The sequence below is a fragment of the Pseudomonas fluorescens genome, from assembly GCF_003732425.1.
Lineage (GTDB): Bacteria > Pseudomonadota > Gammaproteobacteria > Pseudomonadales > Pseudomonadaceae > Aquipseudomonas > Aquipseudomonas fluorescens_BE.
This window is the reverse complement of sequence record NZ_MOBX01000013.1, coordinates 849,615-870,018: the sequence shown is the minus strand read 5'-3', so window position 1 is coordinate 870,018 and position 20,404 is coordinate 849,615. Positions and strand designations below refer to the sequence as shown.

Genomic DNA, 20,404 nt, shown 5'->3' with positions numbered 1-20,404 from the left:
TTTGCTGGTGACAAATCCCATGTTCGCAACTCCAGACCAATCTGATGGATAACCCGCGCGGTAATCGCGGACCGGTTTCGCTCATGACGAGTTTTCTATTGCGCAGGCTCGGTGAGAGCCGTTATCAACTGTAGGATTAAAGTCGACATCTGCATGACCGGTGGTCGCCACGTCTGGCTTCAGGCGCAAATTAGGCTTTGCTGAAAGGGATAAGTCGAGGCGCGCACAGGCATTGGTGGCCGTAGCGGCGCCCCTTCAGAACACCGTGAGTCTGAGGAAATTCCCCGATGCTGACCTTGAATATCAATGGCAAGGATCAGGAGCTCGATGTCCCCGCGGACATGCCGTTGCTCTGGGTCCTACGCGATGTCGCGCACCTGACCGGTACCAAATTCGGCTGTGGCATGGCCCAGTGCGGGGCCTGCACCGTGCACGTTGACGGGGCACCGTTGCGCGCCTGCATCACGCCCGCAACCGCTGTGGCCCATGGACAAAAAATTCTTACCATCGAAGGCCTGTCCACCGACGGCTCGCATCCGGTGCAGCAAGCCTGGGCCGAACTCGACGTGGTGCAGTGCGGTTACTGCCAGTCGGGGCAGATCATGTCGGCCGCGGCGCTTCTGGCGAAAATCCCCAAACCCACCGACAGCGATATCGATCAGGCGCTCTCCGGCAATATCTGCCGTTGCGGCACCTATCCACGCATCCGCGCCGCTGTGAAGCGTGCGTCGGAAATCGGCTGATGGCTTTTGTGGGAGATAGACGATGAACAGTCCTTTATCGCGTCGGGGTTTTCTCAAGGGCAGCGCCGTTTTGGGCGGTGGGCTGGTGGTGGCATTTGTCGTCCCCGGCGGGCACAAGTTTGCCTATGCGGCAGAGAATGAAGGCAAGGTGTTTGCGCCGAATGCGTTCTTGCGGATTGCGGCGGACAACAGTGTGACGGTGCTGCTTGGGCATTCTGAGATGGGGCAGGGCATCTGGACCGGTCTGACCATGTTGATTGCCGAAGAGCTGGACGCGGACTGGTCGAATATCCGCGTCGAGCACTCGCCGGCGTCGGCGGCGGATTACGGCATGCCCGGGTTTGGCGGCATGCAGATTACCGGCGGCTCGACATCGACGTGGATGGAGTTCGACCGTTATCGCCTGGCAGGCGCGACTGCCCGGCAGATGCTGGTGGAGGCGGCGGCGAAGCGCTTTGAAGTGGCGCCGTCGGCGATTCGTACCGAGTCGGGTGTGGTGATTGCCGGCGATAAACGCGCGACCTACGGCGAGTTGGCGGATGCCGCCGGGCAACTGCCGGTGCCGGATCCGAAATCCATCACCTTCAAGGAGGCCAAGGACTGGAAAGTCATTGGCAAACCGACCAAACGCCTCGACACCCCGGAGAAAATCACCGGCCGCGCCAGGTTCGGCATGGACGTGCAGTTTGATGGCTTGATGACCGCAATGGTCGCGCGCCCACCGGTATTCGGTGCCACTGTTAAATCCTTCGAAGGCGCTGAAGCGCTGGCGGTGCCGGGCGTACACAAGGTGGTCCAAGTGCCGACGGGCGTGGCGGTGATTGCCGAGCATTACTGGGCGGCGAAGCTGGGGCGTGATGCGCTGAAGGTCGACTGGGATCTTGGCCCGCATGCGGACCTAAGTAGCGAAAAACTGCTGGCGAGTTTCCGCAAACTGGCCGCGACGCAAGGCACATCGGCGAGTCAGGCCGGGGATGCCAAGGGCAGTTTTGGCAAAGCGGCGAAGAAGATTGACGTCGAATACAGCGTGCCGTACCTGGCCCACGCGCCGATGGAACCGCTCAACTGTACGGTGAAGATCAGCGCGGAAAAATGCGAAATCTGGACCGGCACGCAGTTTCAGACGCTGGATCAAATGGTCGCCGGCAAGATCACCGGGCTGAAACCGGAGCAGGTCGAAATCCACACCGAATTCCTTGGCGGTGGCTTCGGCCGCCGGGCCAATCCGACATCAGATTTTGTCGCCGAAGCCGTGCAAGTGGCGAAAGCCGCCGCCATGCCGGTGAAAACCGTATGGTCGCGTGAGGATGACATTCGCGGCGGTTATTACCGTTCGATGTTCCTGCATCAGGCGAAGATCGGCCTCGGCGCTGATGGCATGCCGTCGAGCTGGCAGCACGTGCTGGTCGGGCAGTCGATCATGACTGGCACGTTGATGGAAGCGACGATGGTCAAGAACGGCATCGACCCGACTTCGGTCGAAGGCGTTTCCGACAGTCCTTACGTCAAAGGCCTGGCCAATCACCAAGTCGATCTGCATTCACCGCAGACCGGGATCAATGTGTTGTGGCTGCGTTCGGTGGGCCACAGCCACACCGGGTTTGTCATGGAATCGCTGATCGATGAATTGGCCACTGCGGCGGGCAAGGATCCGGTCGAATACCGACGAACCCTGCTCAAGGATCATCCTCGGCACTTGGGCGTGCTCAATCTGGCGGTGGAAAAGGCCAATTGGAAAGCGCCATTGCCGGACGGTCATGCGTTGGGCGTGGCGGTGCATGAGTCGTTCGGCAGTTACGTGGCGCAGGTCGCGGAAGTTTCGCAGGACAATCTGGCGATCCGCGTGCATCGCGTGGTCTGTGCCGTGGACTGCGGGATTGCGGTGAATCCACAGAGCATCGCCGCGCAGATGGAGTCGTGCATCACTTTCGGTCTGGGCATGGCGCTGCACAGCAAACTGACGCTCAAGGATGGCGCGGTGGTGCAGTCCAACTATCACGATTATCAGGTGCTGCGGCTCAACGAGATGCCGGTGGTGGAAGTGCACATTGTGCCCAGCAGCGACAAACCCGGCGGCATCGGCGAGGCCGGTGTGCCGCCGACCGCGCCAGCCGTAGCCAACGCGGTATTCGCCCTGACCGGGCAACGCCTGCGCGAATTGCCGCTGCAACTGTCGGGGGTGTGAGATGAAACGACATCTGTTGTTGGGTACGGTGATTCTGCTGGGGCTGGGCGGTTATGCGTCGGACCTGTTTGCCGATGATCAGGAAGCATTGAAGGCGTTCGGCACGGTGCAGAAAGTCTTCCAGAGCCCGCGCTGCCAGAACTGTCACATTCCCGGTGATTCGCCGTTGCAGTTCGACGCCGGCATTCCCCATGCGATGAACGTGGTGCGCGGCATGGACGGCAAGGGCGCCGCCGGATTGCCCTGCGCGACCTGCCACGCGGAAAACAATCCGCCGGCCAGTTACGGCCCGCATGCGCCACCGGGGGCGCCGCACTGGAGCCTGCCGCCAGCGGCGCACAAAATGGCCTGGATCGGCCTGCCACCGGACAAGCTCTGCGCGATGATCAAGGACCGTTCGAGCAATGGCGATCGCGACTTTGCTGCGCTGATCAAGCACGTCAGCGAAGACAAACTGGTGCTCTGGGGCTGGAATCCCGGCGCAGGGCGCGCGCCGGTGCCGGTGCCGCACGATATTTTTGTCACGCAATTCAAGCTCTGGGCGGATGCGGGCGGGCCGTGCCCGGTGGCGGGGATCTGATGAGGTGAACCCCTCGGCGAATTAGCGCTACGCTTAACAGCATTGTTGCCAATGGAGTGTGCTGATGCTGGTTCCAGGAAAACCCGCGAATGAAACGGCGCGCGTTCAAGCGCTGCACAGTCTTGAACTGCTCGATTCCGCCCCTGAAGAGCGGTTCGACCGACTGACACGCTTGGCGAAGCGCTTGTTCAATGTGCCGATTGCACTGGTGACGCTGGTCGACAGCAATCGACAGTGGTTCAAGTCCTGTGTGGGGCTTGATGTCAGCGAGACACCGAGGGATGTCTCGTTCTGCGGCCACGCGATTCTTAACGATGGCCTGCTGCTGGTGCCGGACGCCCGCGAAGATCTGCGCTTCCATGACAACCCGCTGGTGACGGGCGCGCCGAACATTCGCTTCTACGCCGGTTACCCGCTGACCGTGCCCAACGGCAACAAAATGGGCACGCTGTGCCTGATCGACACCAAGCCCCGCGACCTCGACGAGGAAGAGCGCGCGTTGTTGCGTGATCTGGCGGAAATGGCCGAGCAAGAGTTGGCCGCCGTGCAGATTGCGAGCATGGATGAGTTGACCTTGCTGTCCAATCGCCGTGGTTTCAAGCAACTGGCGCAGCATGCGCTGGATGCCTGCGTGCGGCTTGGCCGGCCGGCGACCTTGCTGTTTTTCGACCTTAATGACTTCAAGCAGATCAACGATCTGTATGGGCATGCCGAGGGTGACAGTGCGCTGAAGACGTTTGCCGACGTGCTGCGCATCGCCTTTCGCGAAAGTGACGTGGTCGGACGTTTGGGCGGGGATGAGTTCGTCGCGTTGCTGACCGGCTCCAGCCATGTCGAAACCACGGCGATCATGGCGCGACTCAAGGAAATTCTGGAAGAGCGCAATGCCACGTTGCACAGGGGCTATGCAATTCGCTTCAGCGTGGGCCAGATTGAGTACGACGCCAAGCGCCATGAGACCGTGGATCGACTGCTGGCGGATGCGGACAGTGCGATGTATGTGCACAAGCAGGCCCTGAAGCGCTGTTAGCGAATGCACCGCAGATCCCTTGTAGGAGTGAGCCTGCTCGCGATAGCGTCTTGCCATTCAACATCTTCATTGCCTGACCCAGCGCTATCGCGAGCAGGCTCACTCCTACAGGGGGGATTTGGGTCGTGGCGGGAATTTGAGCAATAAAAAACCCGCCTGAAGAGGCGGGTTTTTTATTGGCTAGGCGAAGATCACTCTTCGATGTTGCCCATGGCGGTGGTGTTGAAGCCGCCGTCCACGTACATGATTTCACCGCTGATGCCCGACGCCAGGTCGGAGCACAGGAAGGCGCCGGCGTTGCCGACTTCGTCGATGGTGACGTTGCGACGCAGCGGGGTTTGCGCTTCGTTGGCGGCCAGCATCTTGCGGAAGTTCTTGATGCCGGAAGCGGCCAGGGTGCGGATCGGGCCAGCCGATACGCAGTTGACGCGGGTGCCGTCCGGGCCCAGGGAGCCGGCGAGGTAACGTACGCCAGCTTCCAGCGAAGCCTTGGCCATGCCCATTACGTTGTAGTTAGGCATGGTGCGCTCGGCGCCCAGGTACGACAGGGTCAGCAGGCTGCCGTTGCGGCCTTTCATCATTTCGCGGCCGGCTTTGGCCAGGGCCACGAAGCTGTAGGCGCTGATGTCGTGCGCGATGCGGAAACCGTCACGGGTGGTGGCTTCGGTGAAGTCGCCATCCAGTTGGTCGCCCGGGGCGAAGCCAACGGAGTGGACGATGCAGTCCAGGCCATCCCACTTCTTGCTCAGTGCTTCGAAGACCTTGGCGATTTCTTCATCGCTGGCCACGTCGCACGGGAAGCACAGCTCAGGGCTCGAACCCCAGCCTTGAGCGAATTCTTCAACACGACCTTTCAGTTTGTCGTTCTGATAAGTGAAGGCAAGCTCAGCGCCCTCGCGATGCATGGCGGCAGCGATGCCGGATGCGATGGACAGCTTGCTGGCGACACCGACGATCAGTACGCGCTTACCGGCGAGAAAACCCATGTGTTGCTCCTCTTTCAGGTTATTGCGCAGTGGCTGGTGCCAAAAAAGCGGCTTCCAGCAACTGCTGTGTATACGGATGTTGGGGGGCGGCAAAAATACTTTGCGCGTCTCCCTGTTCGACCACTTGGCCATGCTTGACCACCATCAACTGGTGGCTCAGCGCTTTGACGACAGCCAGGTCATGGCTGATAAACAAATACGTCAGGTTGTACTTGGCTTGCAGTGAACGCAACAGCTCCACCACTTGCCGCTGCACCGTCCGGTCGAGCGCCGAAGTCGGCTCGTCCAAAAGGATCAGCGCCGGTTTCAGCACCAAAGCCCGGGCAATGGCGATTCGTTGCCGTTGCCCACCGGAAAATTCATGGGGGTAGCGGTGCCGGGTTTCCGGATCCAGACCTACCTCCTTCAATGCCGCAATAATCGCCGCCTCTTGCTCCTCGGCGGTGCCCATCTTGTGAATCCGCAGGCCTTCGCCAACGATGTCGCTGACACACATGCGCGGGCTCAGGCTGCCAAACGGGTCCTGAAACACCACCTGCATCTCCCGACGCAACGGGCGAACCTCGTTCTGCGTCAGGCAGTCTAGCTGCTTGCCCTCAAAGCGGATCCCGCCTTTGCTGCCAATCAACCGCAAAATCGCCAGACCCAGCGTGGATTTGCCGGAACCGCTTTCCCCCACAATCCCCAGGGTCTGACCCTGGGGCAGGCTGAAATTGATGCCGTCCACTGCCTTGACGTGATCCACCGTACGCTTGAGCAGGCCTTTCTTGATCGGGAACCAGACTTTCAGGTCCTCGACCTCAAGCAGCGGCGGCCCGATTTTATTGGTCGCCGGGCCTCCGCTGGGTTCCGCGCCGAGCAATTCCCGAGTGTACGGATGCTGCGGCGACCGGAACAGCTCTTCGCACGATGCCTGTTCGACGATGCAACCGCGCTGCATGACACATACGCGATGCGCAATTCTTCGCACCAGGTTCAAATCGTGACTGATCAGTAACAGCGACATGCCCAATCTGGCCTGTAATTCCTTGAGCAAATCGAGGATTTTCAGCTGAACGGTCACATCCAGAGCCGTGGTCGGTTCGTCGGCAATCAGCAATTCCGGCTCGTTGGCCAGGGCCATGGCGATCATCACGCGCTGGCGCTGGCCGCCGGACAGTTCGTGGGGCAGGGCCTTGAGGCGCTTGTGCGGCTCGGGGATGCCGACCATCTCCAGCAGCTCCAGGGTGCGCTTGGTCGCGACTTTGCCGGTCAGGCCTTTGTGGATGCCGAGCACCTCGTTGATCTGCTTCTCGATCGAGTGCAGTGGATTCAGCGAAGTCATCGGCTCCTGAAAGATCATCGCAATGCGGTTACCGCGAATGTGGCGGATGGTTTTTTCGCTCAGGCCCAGCAGGTTTTGCCCGGCGTAGCTGATGCTGCCGGCCGGATGGCGAGCCATCGGGTAGGGCAGCAAACGCAGGATCGAGTGCGCGGTCACCGATTTGCCCGAGCCGGATTCGCCCACCAGCGCGAGGGTTTCGCCGCGCTTGATGTCGAAACTCACGCCTTCGACGACCCGGTGCACGCGCTCGCCGAAACCGAATTCGACGGCGAGGTCACGCACTTCGATCAGATTGTCCTGATTCATTTCACTTCCTCGGGTCGAAGGCATCGCGAGCGGACTCGCCGATAAACACCAGCAAACTCAGCATCAACGCCAGCACGGCGAAGGCACTCATGCCCAGCCACGGCGCTTGCAGGTTGGATTTGCCCTGCGCGACCAGCTCACCCAGCGACGGACTACCGGCGGGCAAGCCGAAACCGAGGAAGTCCAGCGCGGTCAGGGTGCCGATGGCGCCAGTGAGGATGAACGGCATGAAGGTCATGGTCGAGACCATCGCGTTGGGCAGGATGTGGCGGAACATGATTGCGCCGTTCTGCATGCCCAATGCCCGCGCCGCACGCACGTATTCGAGGTTGCGGCCACGGAGGAACTCGGCGCGCACCACGTCGACCAGGCTCATCCACGAGAACAGCAGCATGATCCCCAGCAGCCACCAGAAATTTGGCTGGACGAAACTGGCGAGGATGATCAGCAGGTAGAGCACCGGTAGCCCCGACCAGATCTCGAGAAAACGCTGCCCCGCCAAGTCGACCCAGCCGCCATAGAAACCCTGCAACGCGCCGGCAATCACACCGATGATCGAACTCAACACGGTCAGCGTCAGCGCGAACAGCACCGAAATGCGGAAACCGTAGATCACCCGCGCCAGCACATCACGGCCCTGATCGTCGGTGCCCAGCAGATTGTCCGCCGACGGTGGCGCCGGGGCCGGGACTTTCAGGTCGTAGTTGATGCTCTGGTAGCTGTAGGGAATCGGCGCCCACAGCACCCACGCATCCTTGGCCTTGAGCAGTTCGCGGATGTACGGGCTCTTGTAGTTGGCTTCCAGCGGGAATTCGCCGCCGAAGGCGGTTTCCGGGTAGCGCTTGATCGCCGGGAAGTACCAATTGTTGTCGTAATGCACCACCAACGGCTTGTCGTTGGCGATCAGCTCGGCGCCGAGGCTCAGGCCGAACAGAATCAGAAACAGCCACAGCGACCACCAGCCGCGCTTGTTGGCCTTGAACAGTTCGAAGCGGCGGCGGTTGAGAGGGGACAGGTTCATCTCAATGCTCCCGGCTTTCGAAGTCGATGCGCGGATCGACCAGGGTGTAGGTGAGGTCGCCGATCAGTTTCACCACCAGCCCGAGCAGGGTGAAGATGAACAGAGTGCCGAACACCACCGGGTAATCGCGGTTGATTGCCGCCTCAAAGCTCATCAGGCCCAGGCCGTCGAGGGAGAAGATCACTTCCACCAGCAACGAGCCGGTGAAGAAGATGCCGATGAACGCCGACGGGAAACCGGCAATCACCAGCAGCATGGCGTTGCGGAACACGTGACCGTAAAGCACACGGTTGCGCGTCAGGCCTTTGGCCTTGGCGGTGACCACGTATTGCTTGTTGATCTCGTCGAGGAAGCTGTTTTTGGTCAGCAGGGTCATGGTCGCGAAGTTGCCGATCACCAGCGCGGTGACCGGCAATGCCAAGTGCCAGAAGTAATCGAGGATCTTGCCGCCGAAACTCAGCTCATCGAAGTTGTTCGAGGTCAGTCCGCGTAACGGGAACCAGTCGAGATAACTGCCGCCGGCAAACACCACAATCAGCAGGATCGCAAACAGGAACGCGGGGATCGCGTAGCCGACGATGATCGCCGAACTGGTCCAGACGTCGAAGTGGCTACCGTGTCGCGTGGCTTTGGCGATCCCCAGCGGGATCGACACCAGGTACATGATCAGCGTGCTCCACAGACCCAGCGAGATCGACACCGGCATCTTTTCCTTGATCAGGTCGATGACCTTGGCGTCGCGGAAGAAACTGTCGCCGAAATCCAGCTTCGCGTAGTTCTTGACCATGATCCACAGGCGTTCCGGGGCCGATTTGTCGAACCCGTACATGTGCTCGATTTCCTTGATCAGCGCCGGGTCCAGACCCTGCGCGCCGCGATAGGACGAGCCGGCCACCGACACCTCGGCACCGCCACCGGCAATGCGGCTGGTGGCGCCTTCGAAGCCTTCGAGCTTGGCGATCATCTGTTCCACCGGGCCACCGGGCGCGGCCTGGATGATCACGAAGTTGATCAGCAGGATGCCGAACAGGGTGGGGATGATCAGCAGCAGTCGCCGAAAAATGTATGCCAGCATCTGATTACTCCGTGCCCGCAGGGTCGGCTTGCAGTTTGGTTTCGACTTCTACCGCCGGTTTCGCGTCAGGCTTGACCCACCAGGTGTTGATACCGATGTCGTATTTGGGTGAGACCTTCGGGTGGCCGATGTGATTCCAATAAGCCACGCGCCAGGTCTTGATGTGCCAGTTGGGAATCACGTAGTAACCCCATTGCAGCACGCGATCCAGTGCTCGGGCGTGGGCCACCAGGCTTTTGCGCGAGTCGGCGTTGATCAGGCTCTCGACCAGTTGATCGACGATCGGATCTTTCAGACCCATGGTGTTGCGGCTGCTCGGTTTGTCGGCAGCGGCGCTCATCCAGAATTCGCGCTGTTCGTTACCCGGTGAGTTGGACTGCGGGAAGCTGCCGACCATCATGTCGAAGTCGCGCGAACGCACACGGTTGATGTATTGCGAGACGTCGACACGACGAATCACCAGATCGATGCCAAGGTCGCTGAGGTTGCGCTTGAACGGCAGCAAAACCCGTTCGAACTCGGTCTGCGCGAGCAGGAACTCAATCACCACTGGCTTGCCCGTGGCGTCGACCATTTTGTCGTCGACGATTTTCCAGCCGGCTTCTTGCAGCAGTTGATAGGCCTCGCGCTGCTGCGCGCGGATCATGCCGCTGGCGTCGGTCTTCGGATTCTCGAACGCTTCGCTGAACACCTGCGCCGGCAGTTTGCTGCGAAACGGCTCGAGGATCGCCCGCTGATCGGCATCAGGCAGGCCGGTGGCGGCCATTTCCGAGTTCTCGAAATAGCTGCGGGTGCGGAAGTAGGCGCCGTTGAACAGTTGTTTGTTGGTCCACTCGAAATCGAACAGCAGGCCGAGCGCCTGACGCACTCGCACATCCTGAAACACCGGGCGACGCAGATTGAAGACGAAGCCCTGCATGCCGGTCGGGTTGCTGTTGGCGATCTGTTCCTTGATCAGTCGGCCTTCGGTAACCGCCGGGATGTTGTAGGCATTGGCCCAGTTCTTCGCGGTCATTTCCAGCCAGTAATCGAACTGTCCGGCCTTCAGCGCTTCAACGGCGACGGTGTTGTCGCGGTAGTAATCGGTGGTCATCGTATCGAAGTTGTAGAAACCACGGTTGACCGGCAGGTCCTTGCCCCAGTAATCCTTGACCCGCTCGTAACGCACCGAGCGCCCGGCCTTCACATCGGCGACCTTGTACGGGCCGCTGCCCAGCGGGATTTCCAGGTTGCCCTTGGTGAAGTCGCGCTCGGCCCACCAGTGTTTGGGCAGCACCGGTAACTGGCCGAGGATCAGCGGCAGTTCGCGGTTATTGGTGTGCTTGAACTTGAACAGCACTTTCAGCGGATCTTCGGCGATCACTTCGGAAACGTCGCTGTAGTAGCCGCGAAACAGCGGTGAACCTTCTTTGGTCAAGGTGTTGAAGCTGAACACCACGTCCTCGGCACGTACCGGGTGGCCGTCGTGGAAGCGCGCTTCGGGGCGCAGGTAGAAACGCACCCAGCTGTTGTCCGGGGCTCTTTCGATCTGCCGGGCGATCAGGCCGTATTCGGTAAACGGCTCGTCGAGGCTGTGCTTGGTCAGGGTGTCGTAGATCTGCCCGACGTCGTCGGCCGGTACGCCTTTGCTGATAAACGGGTTGAGGCTGTCGAAGCCGCCGAAACCGGCCTGACGGAAGATGCCACCCTTGGGTGCGTCGGGGTTCACGTAATCGAAATGCTTGAAATCGGCCGGGTATTTCGGCGGCTCGTTGTACAGGGTCACGGCGTGTTGCGGGGCAGCAAAGGCCAGCCCGGCGAACAGCAAGCCGCTGGCCTGGACGAGCAGGGCGCGGATCGGTTTCATTGATCTTTCTCCGAAGACTTCAGCCACCACGCGCTCAGGCCCAGGGTGTAGGGCGGCGTGGTGACGAAGGCCAACCGGTTGCGGTAGGCCAGACGGTGATAATTGAGGTACCAATTGGGAATGCTGTAGTGCTGCCAGAGCAGCACGCGGTCGAGCGCCTTGCCGGCGGCGACCTGCTCGTCGCGGGTGCGCGCGGCGAGCAATTGTTCGAGCAGGTGATCCACTACCGGGTTGGCAATGCCTGCGTAATTCTTGCTGCCCTTGACCCCGACCTGACTGGAGTGGAAGTACTGCCATTGCTCCAGGCCCGGACTGAGGGTCTGGTTGAGCGTCATCGAGATCATGTCGAAATCAAATTGATCGAGGCGCTGTTTGTATTGCGCCCGATCCACGGTGCGCAGGCGCGCGTCGATGCCGATGCTGTTGAGGTTCTCGATATAGGGCTGGTAGAGGCGCTCCAGGTTCGGATTGACCAGCAGCAGCTCGAACCGCAGCGATTGGCCGTCAGCGTTTTGCAGGCGCTGACCGTTGAGCTTCCAGCCGGCTTCGGCGAGCAACGCCAAGGCCTTGCGCATGGTTTCCCGTGGAATGCCGCGCCCGTCGGTTTTTGGCAGGCTGAACGGCTCGGTGAACAGCTTGGCCGGCAGTTGTTCCTTGTACGGCTTGAGCATCAGCCATTCATGCCCGACCGGCAGGCCGGAGGTTGTGAACTCGCTGTTGGGGTAGTAACTGGTTGTGCGCTTATAGGCATCGCTGAACAGCGCGCGGTTGGTCCACTCGAAATCGAACATCAGGCCTAGCGCTTCGCGGGTCTTCACATCGGAAAACGTCGCGCGGCGGGTGTTCATGAACAGGCCCTGACTCTGGGTCGGGATCTGATGCGGGATCTGCGCCTTGATCACGTCGCCACGGCGTATCGCCGGGAAGTTGTAGCCGTTGGCCCAGTTCTTCGCCTGATGCTCGATGTAAATGTCGAACTCGCCGGCCTTGAACGCTTCGAAGGCAACATCGCTGTCGCGGTAGAACTCGACTTCCATGCGATCGAAGTTGTACTTGCCGCGATTGACCGGCAAATCCTTGCCCCAGTAATCCTTGACCCGCTCGAAGATCAACTGGCGACCCGGCGTCACCGAAGTGATGCGATACGGGCCGCTGCCCAGCGGTGGTTCGAAGGTGGTGGCCTTGAAGTCGCGGTCTTTCCAGTAATGCTGCGGCAGCACCGGCAATTCGCCGAGGCGCAGGATCAACAACGGATTGCCCGAGCGCTTGAGCACGAAACGGATGCGCTGCTTGTTGAGAATGTCGACGCGCAGCACTTCCTGCAGCGCGGTGCGGTACAGCGGGTGGCCGTCCTTGAGCAGCGTTCGGTAGGAGAACGCCACGTCGTAGGCGGTGATGGGCGTGCCATCGTGGAAACGCGCTTCCGGGCGCAGGTTGAAGACGACCCAGCTGCGATCTTCGCTGTACTCCACCGATTGCGCGATCAAGCCATAGCTCGACGCGGGTTCGTCACCGGACGGCGAATACTGGCCCGTGCCGACCATCAGCGGCTCGTTCAGCTCGTTGATGCCGTACTGGAGGAAATTCGCTGTGGTGACCGGGCTGGTGCCCTTGAACGTGTACGGGTTGACCGTATCAAAGGTGCCGAACGCCATCACCCGCAACGTACCGCCCTTGGGCGCTTGCGGGTTGACCCAGTCGAAGTGGGTAAATCTGGCCGGGTACTTGAGCGTGCCGAACTGCGCATAACCGTGACTTTCGGTAATCGTCGCGCTTGCGGTTGAGCTCAAGGCCAGGCTGATCAGGAGCAGGAGGAGGGGACGCTTCAAGTCAGATCCGATCCAGGCGGCTTGGGCTTAGTGGGCCGTACAGTAACAGCTTGTCTGGACAGGAAAAAGATCGCGGCTTAATGCGCGGTTAATTGCGCATGTAATGCGTCGGCCGATGCGTTAACTGTGGCGAGGGAGCTTGCTACCGCTCGGCTGCGAAGCAGTCGCAAAACCTGTATGTCGGATTTGTCTGGAAGAATGTAGAGGGCCGCTTCGCGCCCCAGCGGGAGCAAGCTCCCTCGCCACAAGGGACTCATCGGCACGAGGAGTTTCGGCAAAAAAAAGCCCCTGAATGTCAGGGGCTCTTCTATCAGTGCGGCTGATAAACCGTGAGCATCTGCCCCGGCTTCAACGCTTTACCCGCACCCGGATTCCAGCGCTTGAGATGCTGCATCTCAACGTTGAATCGCTTGGCCACGACGTACAACGTGTCGCCGCGCTTGACCTTGTATTGGGTCTGCTGCGCGCTGTCGTCCTTGCCTTTGCTCTTGCTGTTGGCCGCAATCACCGTGTTGACCCGGCCGGACTTGCGTGCCGGGCTGCGCTTGGTGGTGTCCTGCATGACCAGGGTCTGGCCAACCTTGAGGTTCTTGCCGGTCAGCTTGTTCCAGCGCTGCAGATCTTTCACTTCGACCTTATTGGCCTTCGCGATCGAGCCGAGGTTGTCGCCACGCTTCACCCGATAAGCACGCTTGAGTTGCGCCACTTCCGACGGATCGGCGCCTTCGAACACTGGCTTCAGCGAGCGTGGGCTGATCAGCTCTTCCGGACGCATGGTCTGCAGACTGGCGGTCAGCAACTGTGCTTTCGACGTCGGCACCAGCAGATGCTGAGGGCCGTCGATGGTAGTGCGTTGCTTGAACGCCGGGTTGAGCTGGAACAGTTCGTCTTCGTCGATGTTGGCCACCGCGGCGACTTTGGACAGGTCCATACGCTGGTTGATTTCGACGACCTGGAAGTACGGTTCGTTGGCGATCGGGTTGAGGTTCACCCCGTAGGCTTCCGGCGCCAGCACCACTTGCGACAGCGCCAGCAGCTTCGGCACGTAGGCTTGGGTTTCCGCCGGCAGTGGCAGGTTCCAGTAGTCGGTGGGCAGGCCGAGCTTCTCGTTACGTTCGATGGCGCGGCTGACCGTACCTTCACCGGCGTTGTAGGCGGCCAAAGCCAGCAGCCAGTCACCGTTGAACATGTCGTGCAGGCGAGTCAGGTAATCCATCGCTGCCGTGGTCGAGGCAGTGATATCGCGACGGCCATCATAAAAGCGGGTCTGACGCAGGTTGAAGTAACGCCCGGTGGACGGAATGAATTGCCACAGTCCCACCGCATCGGCCCGGGAATAGGCCATCGGGTTGTAGGCGCTTTCAATCACTGGCAGCAGGGCCAGTTCCAGCGGCATGTTGCGTTCTTCGAGGCGTTCAACGATGTAGTGAATATAGAGACTGCCGCGTTCGCCGGCGTTCTCGAGGAAAGAGGGATTGCTGGCGAACCACAGGCGCTGTTGCTCGATGCGCGGGTTGACGCCGAGGCCTTCCTGCAGCTGAAAGCCCTGGCGCATGCGTTCCCAGATGTCCTGGGGAACCTGTGGGCTAGGCTTTTCGGTCAGCCAGATCGGCTTCTGCTTGGCTCGCGCAGCAATGTTCGGCGTATGCGTCGCTTCAGTCTGCGGAGCATGGCTGGAACAGCCCGCCAGCGTGGCGGACACAGCCACCGCGATGGCTTGCGCCAGGCGGGTCAATGCGTCTGAATTGACGGACTTACGTATGGATGACGACATTGGCTGGAAGTAAGTTCCGGGCAAAAATGTCGGGGGATTCTAGAAAGCGCACCCCCTGCGGTCAACCATTCAGAATTTTTGTACCAAGTGACGGGGGGCTTAGAACTTATCTTTCCAGGCCCGCAGAGCCGCAAATACCTCACTCGGCGCCCGGTTTTGAGCGCCTGCCCGTTCGTCCACTTTTTGTGTAACGGATGTTTCACCGGTACGCAGAAACGGGTTGGTGAGCTTTTCCAGGGCCAGCGTCGAGGGCAGGGTCATGACGCCCTTTTCGCGCTTTTCACTGACGTCTTTCAGACGGGCGGCGATGTCCGGATTAGTCGGCTCGACGGCGGCGGCAAACTTGAGGTTGCTCAGGGTGTATTCATGGGTGCAGTAGACCAGCGTATCTTCGGGTAACGCGGCGAGGCGGCCGAGTGAGTGGTGCATTTGTTCCGGCGTGCCTTCGAAGAGACGGCCGCAACCGGCAGCGAACAGGGTATCGCCGCAGAACAGCAGGCCATGGTGGTAATAGGCAATGTGCCCCAAGGTGTGACCGGGCACCGCATAGACAGCGAAGTCCCAGCCGAGCACGCTGACGCTGTCGTTATCCTTGAGCGCCACGTCGCGTCCCGGAATGTTTTCGCTGGCCGGGCCGTAGACTGTGGCCCCGGTCGCCGCTTTCAGGCGTTCGACGCCGCCGACGTGATCATGATGGTGGTGGGTGATCAGAATGTCGCTCAACACCCAGCCTGGATGGGCGTCAAGCCACGCCTGGACCGGCGCGGCATCGCCCGGGTCGACCACGGCGCAGCGCTGGGTGCGGTGATCCTGTAACAACCAGATGTAGTTGTCGGTGAACGCGGGCAGGGCACTGATCTGTATCATCGTCGGAATTCGCCAAGCGGAAAACATTGGCGCATCTTAGTAGTTCCTGGCGCTTTGGAGAATGCGATGAGTGATAAAGCGTTCGCACAGGCTGATCCTGACTGGCTGGCCCTGATCGGTGCAGCCCGTGAATGGCTGTCCGGCCCGCTCGGGCAATTTCTGCTCGATGAAGAGCGGCGCATGCTCGAAGACGAGTTGGGCCGTTTCTTTGGCGGTTATCTGGTGCACTACGGGCCATCGGCCGAAACCCCGCCGTCGGCACCGCAAGTGCAGCGCAATGTGCGCCTTGGTGCGCCGTTGCCCGGGGTTGAGATCGTCTGTGAAGAGCAGGCCTGGCCGTTGAGCGAGCATGCCGCCGATGTGGTGGTGATGCAGCATGGTCTGGATTTCTGCCTGTCGCCCCACGGTTTGCTGCGTGAAGCGGCGAGCAGCGTGCGCCCCGGCGGGCATTTGCTGATCATCGGCATCAACCCCTGGAGCACCTGGGGCTTGCGCCATGTGTTCGCCCACGACGCTTTGCGCCAGGCGCGCTGCATCTCGCCGTCGCGGGTCGCCGACTGGCTCAATCTGCTGGGCTTCGCGCTGGAGAAACGCCGCTTCGGGTGCTATCGTCCGCCGCTCGCGTCACCCAAGTGGCAGGCCCGTCTGGCCGGCTGGGAACGCAAGGCCGGTGACTGGCAACTGTCGGGTGGCGGCTTCTATTTGTTGGTCGCGCGCAAGATTGTGGTCGGGCTGCGGCCGTTGCGTCAGGAACGCCGCGAGCCGATGGGCAAGCTGATTCCGCTGCCGATGGCCAAGGTCAACCGCCGCCGCATCGAACCGTAAACCTTCTTTTATTTGTGGCCGGGTTTGTCCCGGCCTCGGTCATTGTCGATCCGTGATCGGCAAGACAGGCATTTTTCTGGATAGAGTGGCATGAGCGAAAGCGTTGAAAGCGTCGACACCGTAGAGCTGTTCACCGACGGCGCCTGCAAGGGCAACCCCGGCCCGGGCGGTTGGGGCGCCTTGCTGGTGTGCAAGGGCGTCGAAAAGGAACTGTGGGGCGGCGAAGCCAACACCACCAACAACCGCATGGAACTGCTCGGCGCCATCCGCGGCCTCGAAGCCTTGAAGCGCCCGTGTGACGTGCTGCTGGTGACCGACTCGCAATACGTGATGAAGGGCATCAACGAGTGGATGGCCAACTGGAAGAAGCGCGGCTGGAAAACCGCCGCGAAAGAACCGGTGAAGAACGCCGATCTGTGGAAAGAGCTGGATGAACAGGTCAATCGCCACAAGGTCACCTGGAAATGGGTGCGTGGGCACATTGGCCATCACGGTAACGAGCGGGCTGACCAGTTGGCTAACCGTGGGGTGGATGAGGTTCGCGGTTACAAGCAGAGCTGATTTCGCTTCTGAACCGTGGTGTGGCCCTTCGCGAGCAGGCTCGCTCCCACACTGGATCGTGCTCATAACACATCCAATGTGGGAGCGAGCCTGCTCGCGAAGGGCGCGCCACGGTCAGACTGAAACACCCCGCCGAGCGTGCTAACATCCGCGTTTTTTGCAAGATCGACCCGTTGAGAGCTGAACACTGATGGCCACCAGATCCGTTGTACTCGATACCGAAACCACCGGCATGCCGGTGACCGATGGTCACCGGATCATTGAAATCGGTTGCGTCGAACTCATCGGTCGGCGCCTGACGGGCCGGCATTTTCACGTTTACCTGCAACCGGATCGCGAGAGTGATGAAGGCGCCATCGGCGTTCACGGCATCACCAACGAATTTCTGGTTGGCAAGCCGCGCTTTGCCGAAGTCGCCGATGAGTTTTTCGAATTCATCAAAGGCGCGCAGCTGATCATCCACAACGCGGCGTTCGACGTTGGCTTCATCAACAACGAATTCGCCTTGATGGGCCAGCACGATCGTGCTGACATCACGCAGCACTGCAGCATCCTCGACACCCTGATGATGGCCCGGGAACGTCACCCGGGGCAGCGCAACAGCCTCGATGCGTTGTGCAAACGTTATGGCGTCGACAACTCCGGCCGTGAACTGCACGGCGCCTTGCTCGACTCGGAAATTCTCGCCGACGTCTACCTGACCATGACCGGTGGCCAGACCAGCCTGTCGCTGGCGGGCAATGCGTCTGACGGTAATGGCACAGGCGAGGGCGCGGACAACTCGGCGACCGAGATTCGTCGCTTGCCGGCCGATCGTCAGCCGGCGCGGATCATTCGTGCGACGGAAGAAGAACTGGCAGCGCACATGGCGCGGCTGGAAATCATCGCCAAGTCGGCAGGTGGGCCGGCGTTGTGGACGCAGATCGCCGAAGCTGACGCCCAGGCTTAAGAGGTCCCCTGTGGCGAGGGAGCTTGCTCCCGCTCGGCTGCGAAGCAGTCGCAAAGCCGGTATCCGACAGTACGCTGGGGGCCGCTTCGCGACCCAGCGGGAGCAAGCTCCCTCGCCACAAAAACCAAGTCAGGCGCCATGAAGCCAACTGGCCACTCTCGCCACTTTCGCTGCAACCCTCTACCCTGAGTGCATTGGCAGATTCAAACCTGCCGCCTCAGGACACTGAGCCTCATGTACAAAGATTTGAAGTTTCCGGTGTTGATCGTCCATCGCGACATCAAGGCCGACACGGTCGCCGGTGACCGTATCCGTGGCATCGCCCGGGAGTTGGAACAGGAAGGTTTCAATATCGTTTCGGCCATCGACTACACCGAAGGGCGGTTGGTGGCGTCGACCCACCACGGCCTCGCGTGCATGTTGATTGCCGCCGAGGACGCCAGCACCAATTCGCATCTTTTGCAGAACATGGCCGAGCTGATCGGCCTGGCGCGGGTGCGCGCACCGGATCTGCCGATCTTTGCCCTGGGCGAGCAGGTCACCCTGGAAAATGCCCCGGCCGATGCCATGGCCGAGCTCAATCAACTGCGCGGTATTCTCTATCTGTTCGAAGACACCGTGCCGTTCCTGGCCCGGCAGGTCGCGCGGGCGGCGCGCAAGTACCTGGATGGCTTGCTGCCGCCGTTTTTCAAGGCGCTGGTGCAGCACACCGCCGACTCCAATTATTCCTGGCACACCCCCGGCCATGGCGGCGGGGTGGCGTATCACAAGAGTCCGGTCGGGCAGGCGTTTCACCAGTTCTTTGGTGAAAACACCCTGCGCTCGGATTTGTCAGTGTCGGTGCCGGAGCTTGGATCGCTGCTCGATCACACCGGTCCACTCGCCGAAGCCGAAGCACGCGCCGCGCGCAATTTCGGCGCCGATCACACCTTTTTCGTGATCAATGGCACCTCGACCGCCAACAAGATTGTCTGGCATTCAATGGTCGCGCGCGACGATCTGGTGCTGGTTGACCGCAACTGCCACAAGTCGGTGTTGCACGCGATCATCATGACCGGTGCGATTCCGTTGTACCTGTGTCCGGAGCGCAATGAGCTGGGGATCATCGGGCCGATTCCGCTGAGCGAATTCAGCCGCGAATCGATTCAATCGAAGATCGATGCCAGCCCGCTGACCCAGGGCCGTGCGCCGAAAGTCAAACTCGCCGTGGTCACCAACTCGACTTACGACGGCTTGTGCTACAACGCCGAGCTGATCAAGCAGAGCCTCGGCAACAGCGTCGAAGTGCTGCACTTCGACGAAGCCTGGTACGCCTACGCGGCGTTTCATGAATTCTTCGCCGGGCGTTATGGCATGGCCACTTCCCGCAGCGAAGACAGCCCGCTGGTGTTCACCACGCATTCCACGCACAAACTGCTCGCCGCGTTCAGTCAGGCCTCGATGATTCATGTGCAGGACGGCGGCGCACGGCAACTGGATCGCGACCGTTTCAATGAAGCGTTCATGATGCACATCTCGACCTCGCCGCAATACAGCATCATCGCCTCGCTGGACGTCGCGTCGGCCATGATGGAAGGCCCGGCCGGCCGTTCGCTGTTGCAGGAAACCTTCGATGAAGCGCTGAGTTTTCGTCGCGCGCTGGCCAATCTGCGTCAGCACATCGCCGCTGATGACTGGTGGTTTTCGATCTGGCAACCGCCGGGTGTCGAGGGCATCGATCGCGTGCAGACCGAAGACTGGTTATTGCAACCGGATGCCGAATGGCACGGTTTTGGTGAGGTCAGTGACGATTACGTCTTGCTCGACCCGATCAAGGTCACGCTGGTAATGCCGGGGTTGAACGCCGGCGGTGCGTTGAGCGAGAAGGGCATTCCGGCGGCGGTGGTGAGCAAGTTCCTTTGGGAGCGTGGGCTTGTGGTGGAGAAAACCGGGCTGTACTCGTTCCTGGTGCTGTTCTCCATGGGCATTACCAAAGGCAAATGGAGCACGTTGCTCACCGAGTTGCTGGAATTCAAACGCAGCTACGACGCTAACGTGCGTCTGGAAACTTGCCTGCCGTGTGTGGCGCAAGAAGACACCGTGCGTTATCGCGGCATGGGCTTACGAGATTTGTGCGATCAGTTGCATGCCTGTTACCGCAGCAACGCCACGGCCAGACACCTCAAACGCATGTACACCGTGTTGCCGGAAATTGCCATGAAGCCGGCGCACGCCTACGATCATCTGGTGCGTGGCGAAGTCGAGGCGGTGCCCATCGATGACCTGGAAGGGCGCATCGCCGCGGTGATGCTGGTGCCGTATCCGCCGGGGATTCCGCTGATCATGCCCGGCGAACGCTTTACCGAATCGACTCGCTCGATCATTGATTACCTGAAATTTGCTCGCACGTTCGATAGCAGCTTCCCCGGTTTTGTCGCGGATGTGCATGGATTGCAGCACGAAGATGAAGGCAATGGACGGCAATACACCGTCGATTGCGTCAAGGAATGAGGGCTTTTCCCAG

General features: G+C 60.6%; 17 protein-coding genes (1 of these 17 running past the window's edge). 8 read left to right on the top strand and 9 right to left on the bottom strand.

Annotation, left to right across the window (positions count from 1 at the left end):
• Window positions 1-14 carry the 5' end (the start) of an alpha/beta fold hydrolase gene (locus BK670_RS14230; protein WP_123450438.1) on the bottom strand. Its footprint begins 820 nt before the window's first position, so 14 of the gene's 834 nt are visible here — the first part of the coding sequence; it begins with the start codon at window positions 12-14; the stop codon falls past the left edge of the window.
• Window positions 15-287: 273 nt separating this feature from the next.
• Here BK670_RS14230 and BK670_RS14225 point away from each other — a divergent pair, with 273 nt between their 5' ends.
• The 4 genes from BK670_RS14225 (at window position 288) to BK670_RS14210 (ending at window position 4,538) form a co-directional block, all read left to right on the top strand.
• Entirely contained in the window at window positions 288-743 is a 456-nt protein-coding gene (locus BK670_RS14225; RefSeq protein WP_003224136.1) for a (2Fe-2S)-binding protein, read from the top strand.
• A 22-nt stretch (window positions 744-765) separates the two neighbouring features.
• A complete protein-coding gene (locus BK670_RS14220) occupies window positions 766-2,928 on the top strand; it encodes a xanthine dehydrogenase family protein molybdopterin-binding subunit (protein ID WP_123450436.1) in 2,163 nt (720 codons plus the stop codon).
• Between the two features lies 1 nt (window position 2,929).
• Window positions 2,930-3,508: a hypothetical protein gene (locus tag BK670_RS14215; RefSeq protein WP_123450434.1), complete on the top strand. Its 579-nt coding sequence runs from the start codon at window positions 2,930-2,932 to the stop codon at window positions 3,506-3,508.
• A gap of 64 nt (window positions 3,509-3,572) precedes the next feature.
• The gene (locus tag BK670_RS14210; RefSeq protein WP_123450433.1) at window positions 3,573-4,538 is read left to right on the top strand and encodes a GGDEF domain-containing protein; all 966 of its coding nucleotides are present in this window, start codon (window positions 3,573-3,575) and stop codon (window positions 4,536-4,538) included.
• Window positions 4,539-4,729: 191 nt separating this feature from the next.
• On the opposite strand, the gene fabI is transcribed toward BK670_RS14210, so the two are convergent.
• From fabI to gloB, 8 genes are all read right to left on the bottom strand, one after another.
• Window positions 4,730-5,524: an enoyl-ACP reductase FabI gene (gene fabI, locus BK670_RS14200; RefSeq protein ID WP_007910591.1), complete on the bottom strand. Its 795-nt coding sequence runs from the start codon at window positions 5,522-5,524 to the stop codon at window positions 4,730-4,732.
• Window positions 5,525-5,543: 19 nt separating this feature from the next.
• A complete protein-coding gene (locus tag BK670_RS14195) occupies window positions 5,544-7,154 on the bottom strand; it encodes an ABC transporter ATP-binding protein (protein WP_123450431.1) in 1,611 nt (536 codons plus the stop codon).
• Between the two features lies 1 nt (window position 7,155).
• A complete protein-coding gene (locus BK670_RS14190; protein WP_007910587.1) occupies window positions 7,156-8,175 on the bottom strand; it encodes an ABC transporter permease in 1,020 nt (339 codons plus the stop codon).
• Window position 8,176: 1 nt separating this feature from the next.
• Complete coding sequence (locus BK670_RS14185) at window positions 8,177-9,250, bottom strand: microcin C ABC transporter permease YejB (protein ID WP_123450429.1); 1,074 nt, start codon at window positions 9,248-9,250, stop codon at window positions 8,177-8,179.
• A gap of 4 nt (window positions 9,251-9,254) precedes the next feature.
• Window positions 9,255-11,096: an extracellular solute-binding protein gene (locus BK670_RS14180; protein ID WP_123450427.1), complete on the bottom strand. Its 1,842-nt coding sequence runs from the start codon at window positions 11,094-11,096 to the stop codon at window positions 9,255-9,257.
• A complete protein-coding gene (locus BK670_RS14175) occupies window positions 11,093-12,925 on the bottom strand; it encodes an extracellular solute-binding protein (RefSeq protein ID WP_123450425.1) in 1,833 nt (610 codons plus the stop codon). Before BK670_RS14175 ends, BK670_RS14180 begins: the two co-directional genes overlap by 4 nt.
• A gap of 310 nt (window positions 12,926-13,235) precedes the next feature.
• Window positions 13,236-14,699: a transglycosylase SLT domain-containing protein gene (locus BK670_RS14170; RefSeq protein ID WP_123450423.1), complete on the bottom strand. Its 1,464-nt coding sequence runs from the start codon at window positions 14,697-14,699 to the stop codon at window positions 13,236-13,238.
• Window positions 14,700-14,798: 99 nt separating this feature from the next.
• Window positions 14,799-15,566: a hydroxyacylglutathione hydrolase gene (gene gloB, locus BK670_RS14165; protein ID WP_123451389.1), complete on the bottom strand. Its 768-nt coding sequence runs from the start codon at window positions 15,564-15,566 to the stop codon at window positions 14,799-14,801.
• A 66-nt stretch (window positions 15,567-15,632) separates the two neighbouring features.
• Here gloB and BK670_RS14160 point away from each other — a divergent pair, with 66 nt between their 5' ends.
• The 4 genes from BK670_RS14160 to BK670_RS14140 all read left to right on the top strand — a co-directional run bounded on the left by BK670_RS14160 (window position 15,633) and on the right by BK670_RS14140 (window position 20,391).
• Window positions 15,633-16,391: a class I SAM-dependent methyltransferase gene (locus tag BK670_RS14160; RefSeq protein ID WP_093430718.1), complete on the top strand. Its 759-nt coding sequence runs from the start codon at window positions 15,633-15,635 to the stop codon at window positions 16,389-16,391.
• Between the two features lie 90 nt (window positions 16,392-16,481).
• The gene (gene rnhA, locus BK670_RS14155; RefSeq protein WP_123441684.1) at window positions 16,482-16,952 is read left to right on the top strand and encodes a ribonuclease HI; all 471 of its coding nucleotides are present in this window, start codon (window positions 16,482-16,484) and stop codon (window positions 16,950-16,952) included.
• A 190-nt stretch (window positions 16,953-17,142) separates the two neighbouring features.
• Complete coding sequence (gene dnaQ, locus BK670_RS14150; protein WP_123450421.1) at window positions 17,143-17,901, top strand: DNA polymerase III subunit epsilon; 759 nt, start codon at window positions 17,143-17,145, stop codon at window positions 17,899-17,901.
• Window positions 17,902-18,135: 234 nt separating this feature from the next.
• Window positions 18,136-20,391 (top strand): Orn/Lys/Arg family decarboxylase, encoded by a 2,256-nt coding sequence (locus BK670_RS14140; protein WP_123450417.1) that lies wholly within the window; start codon window positions 18,136-18,138, stop codon window positions 20,389-20,391.
• Window positions 20,392-20,404 lie beyond the last annotated feature (13 nt).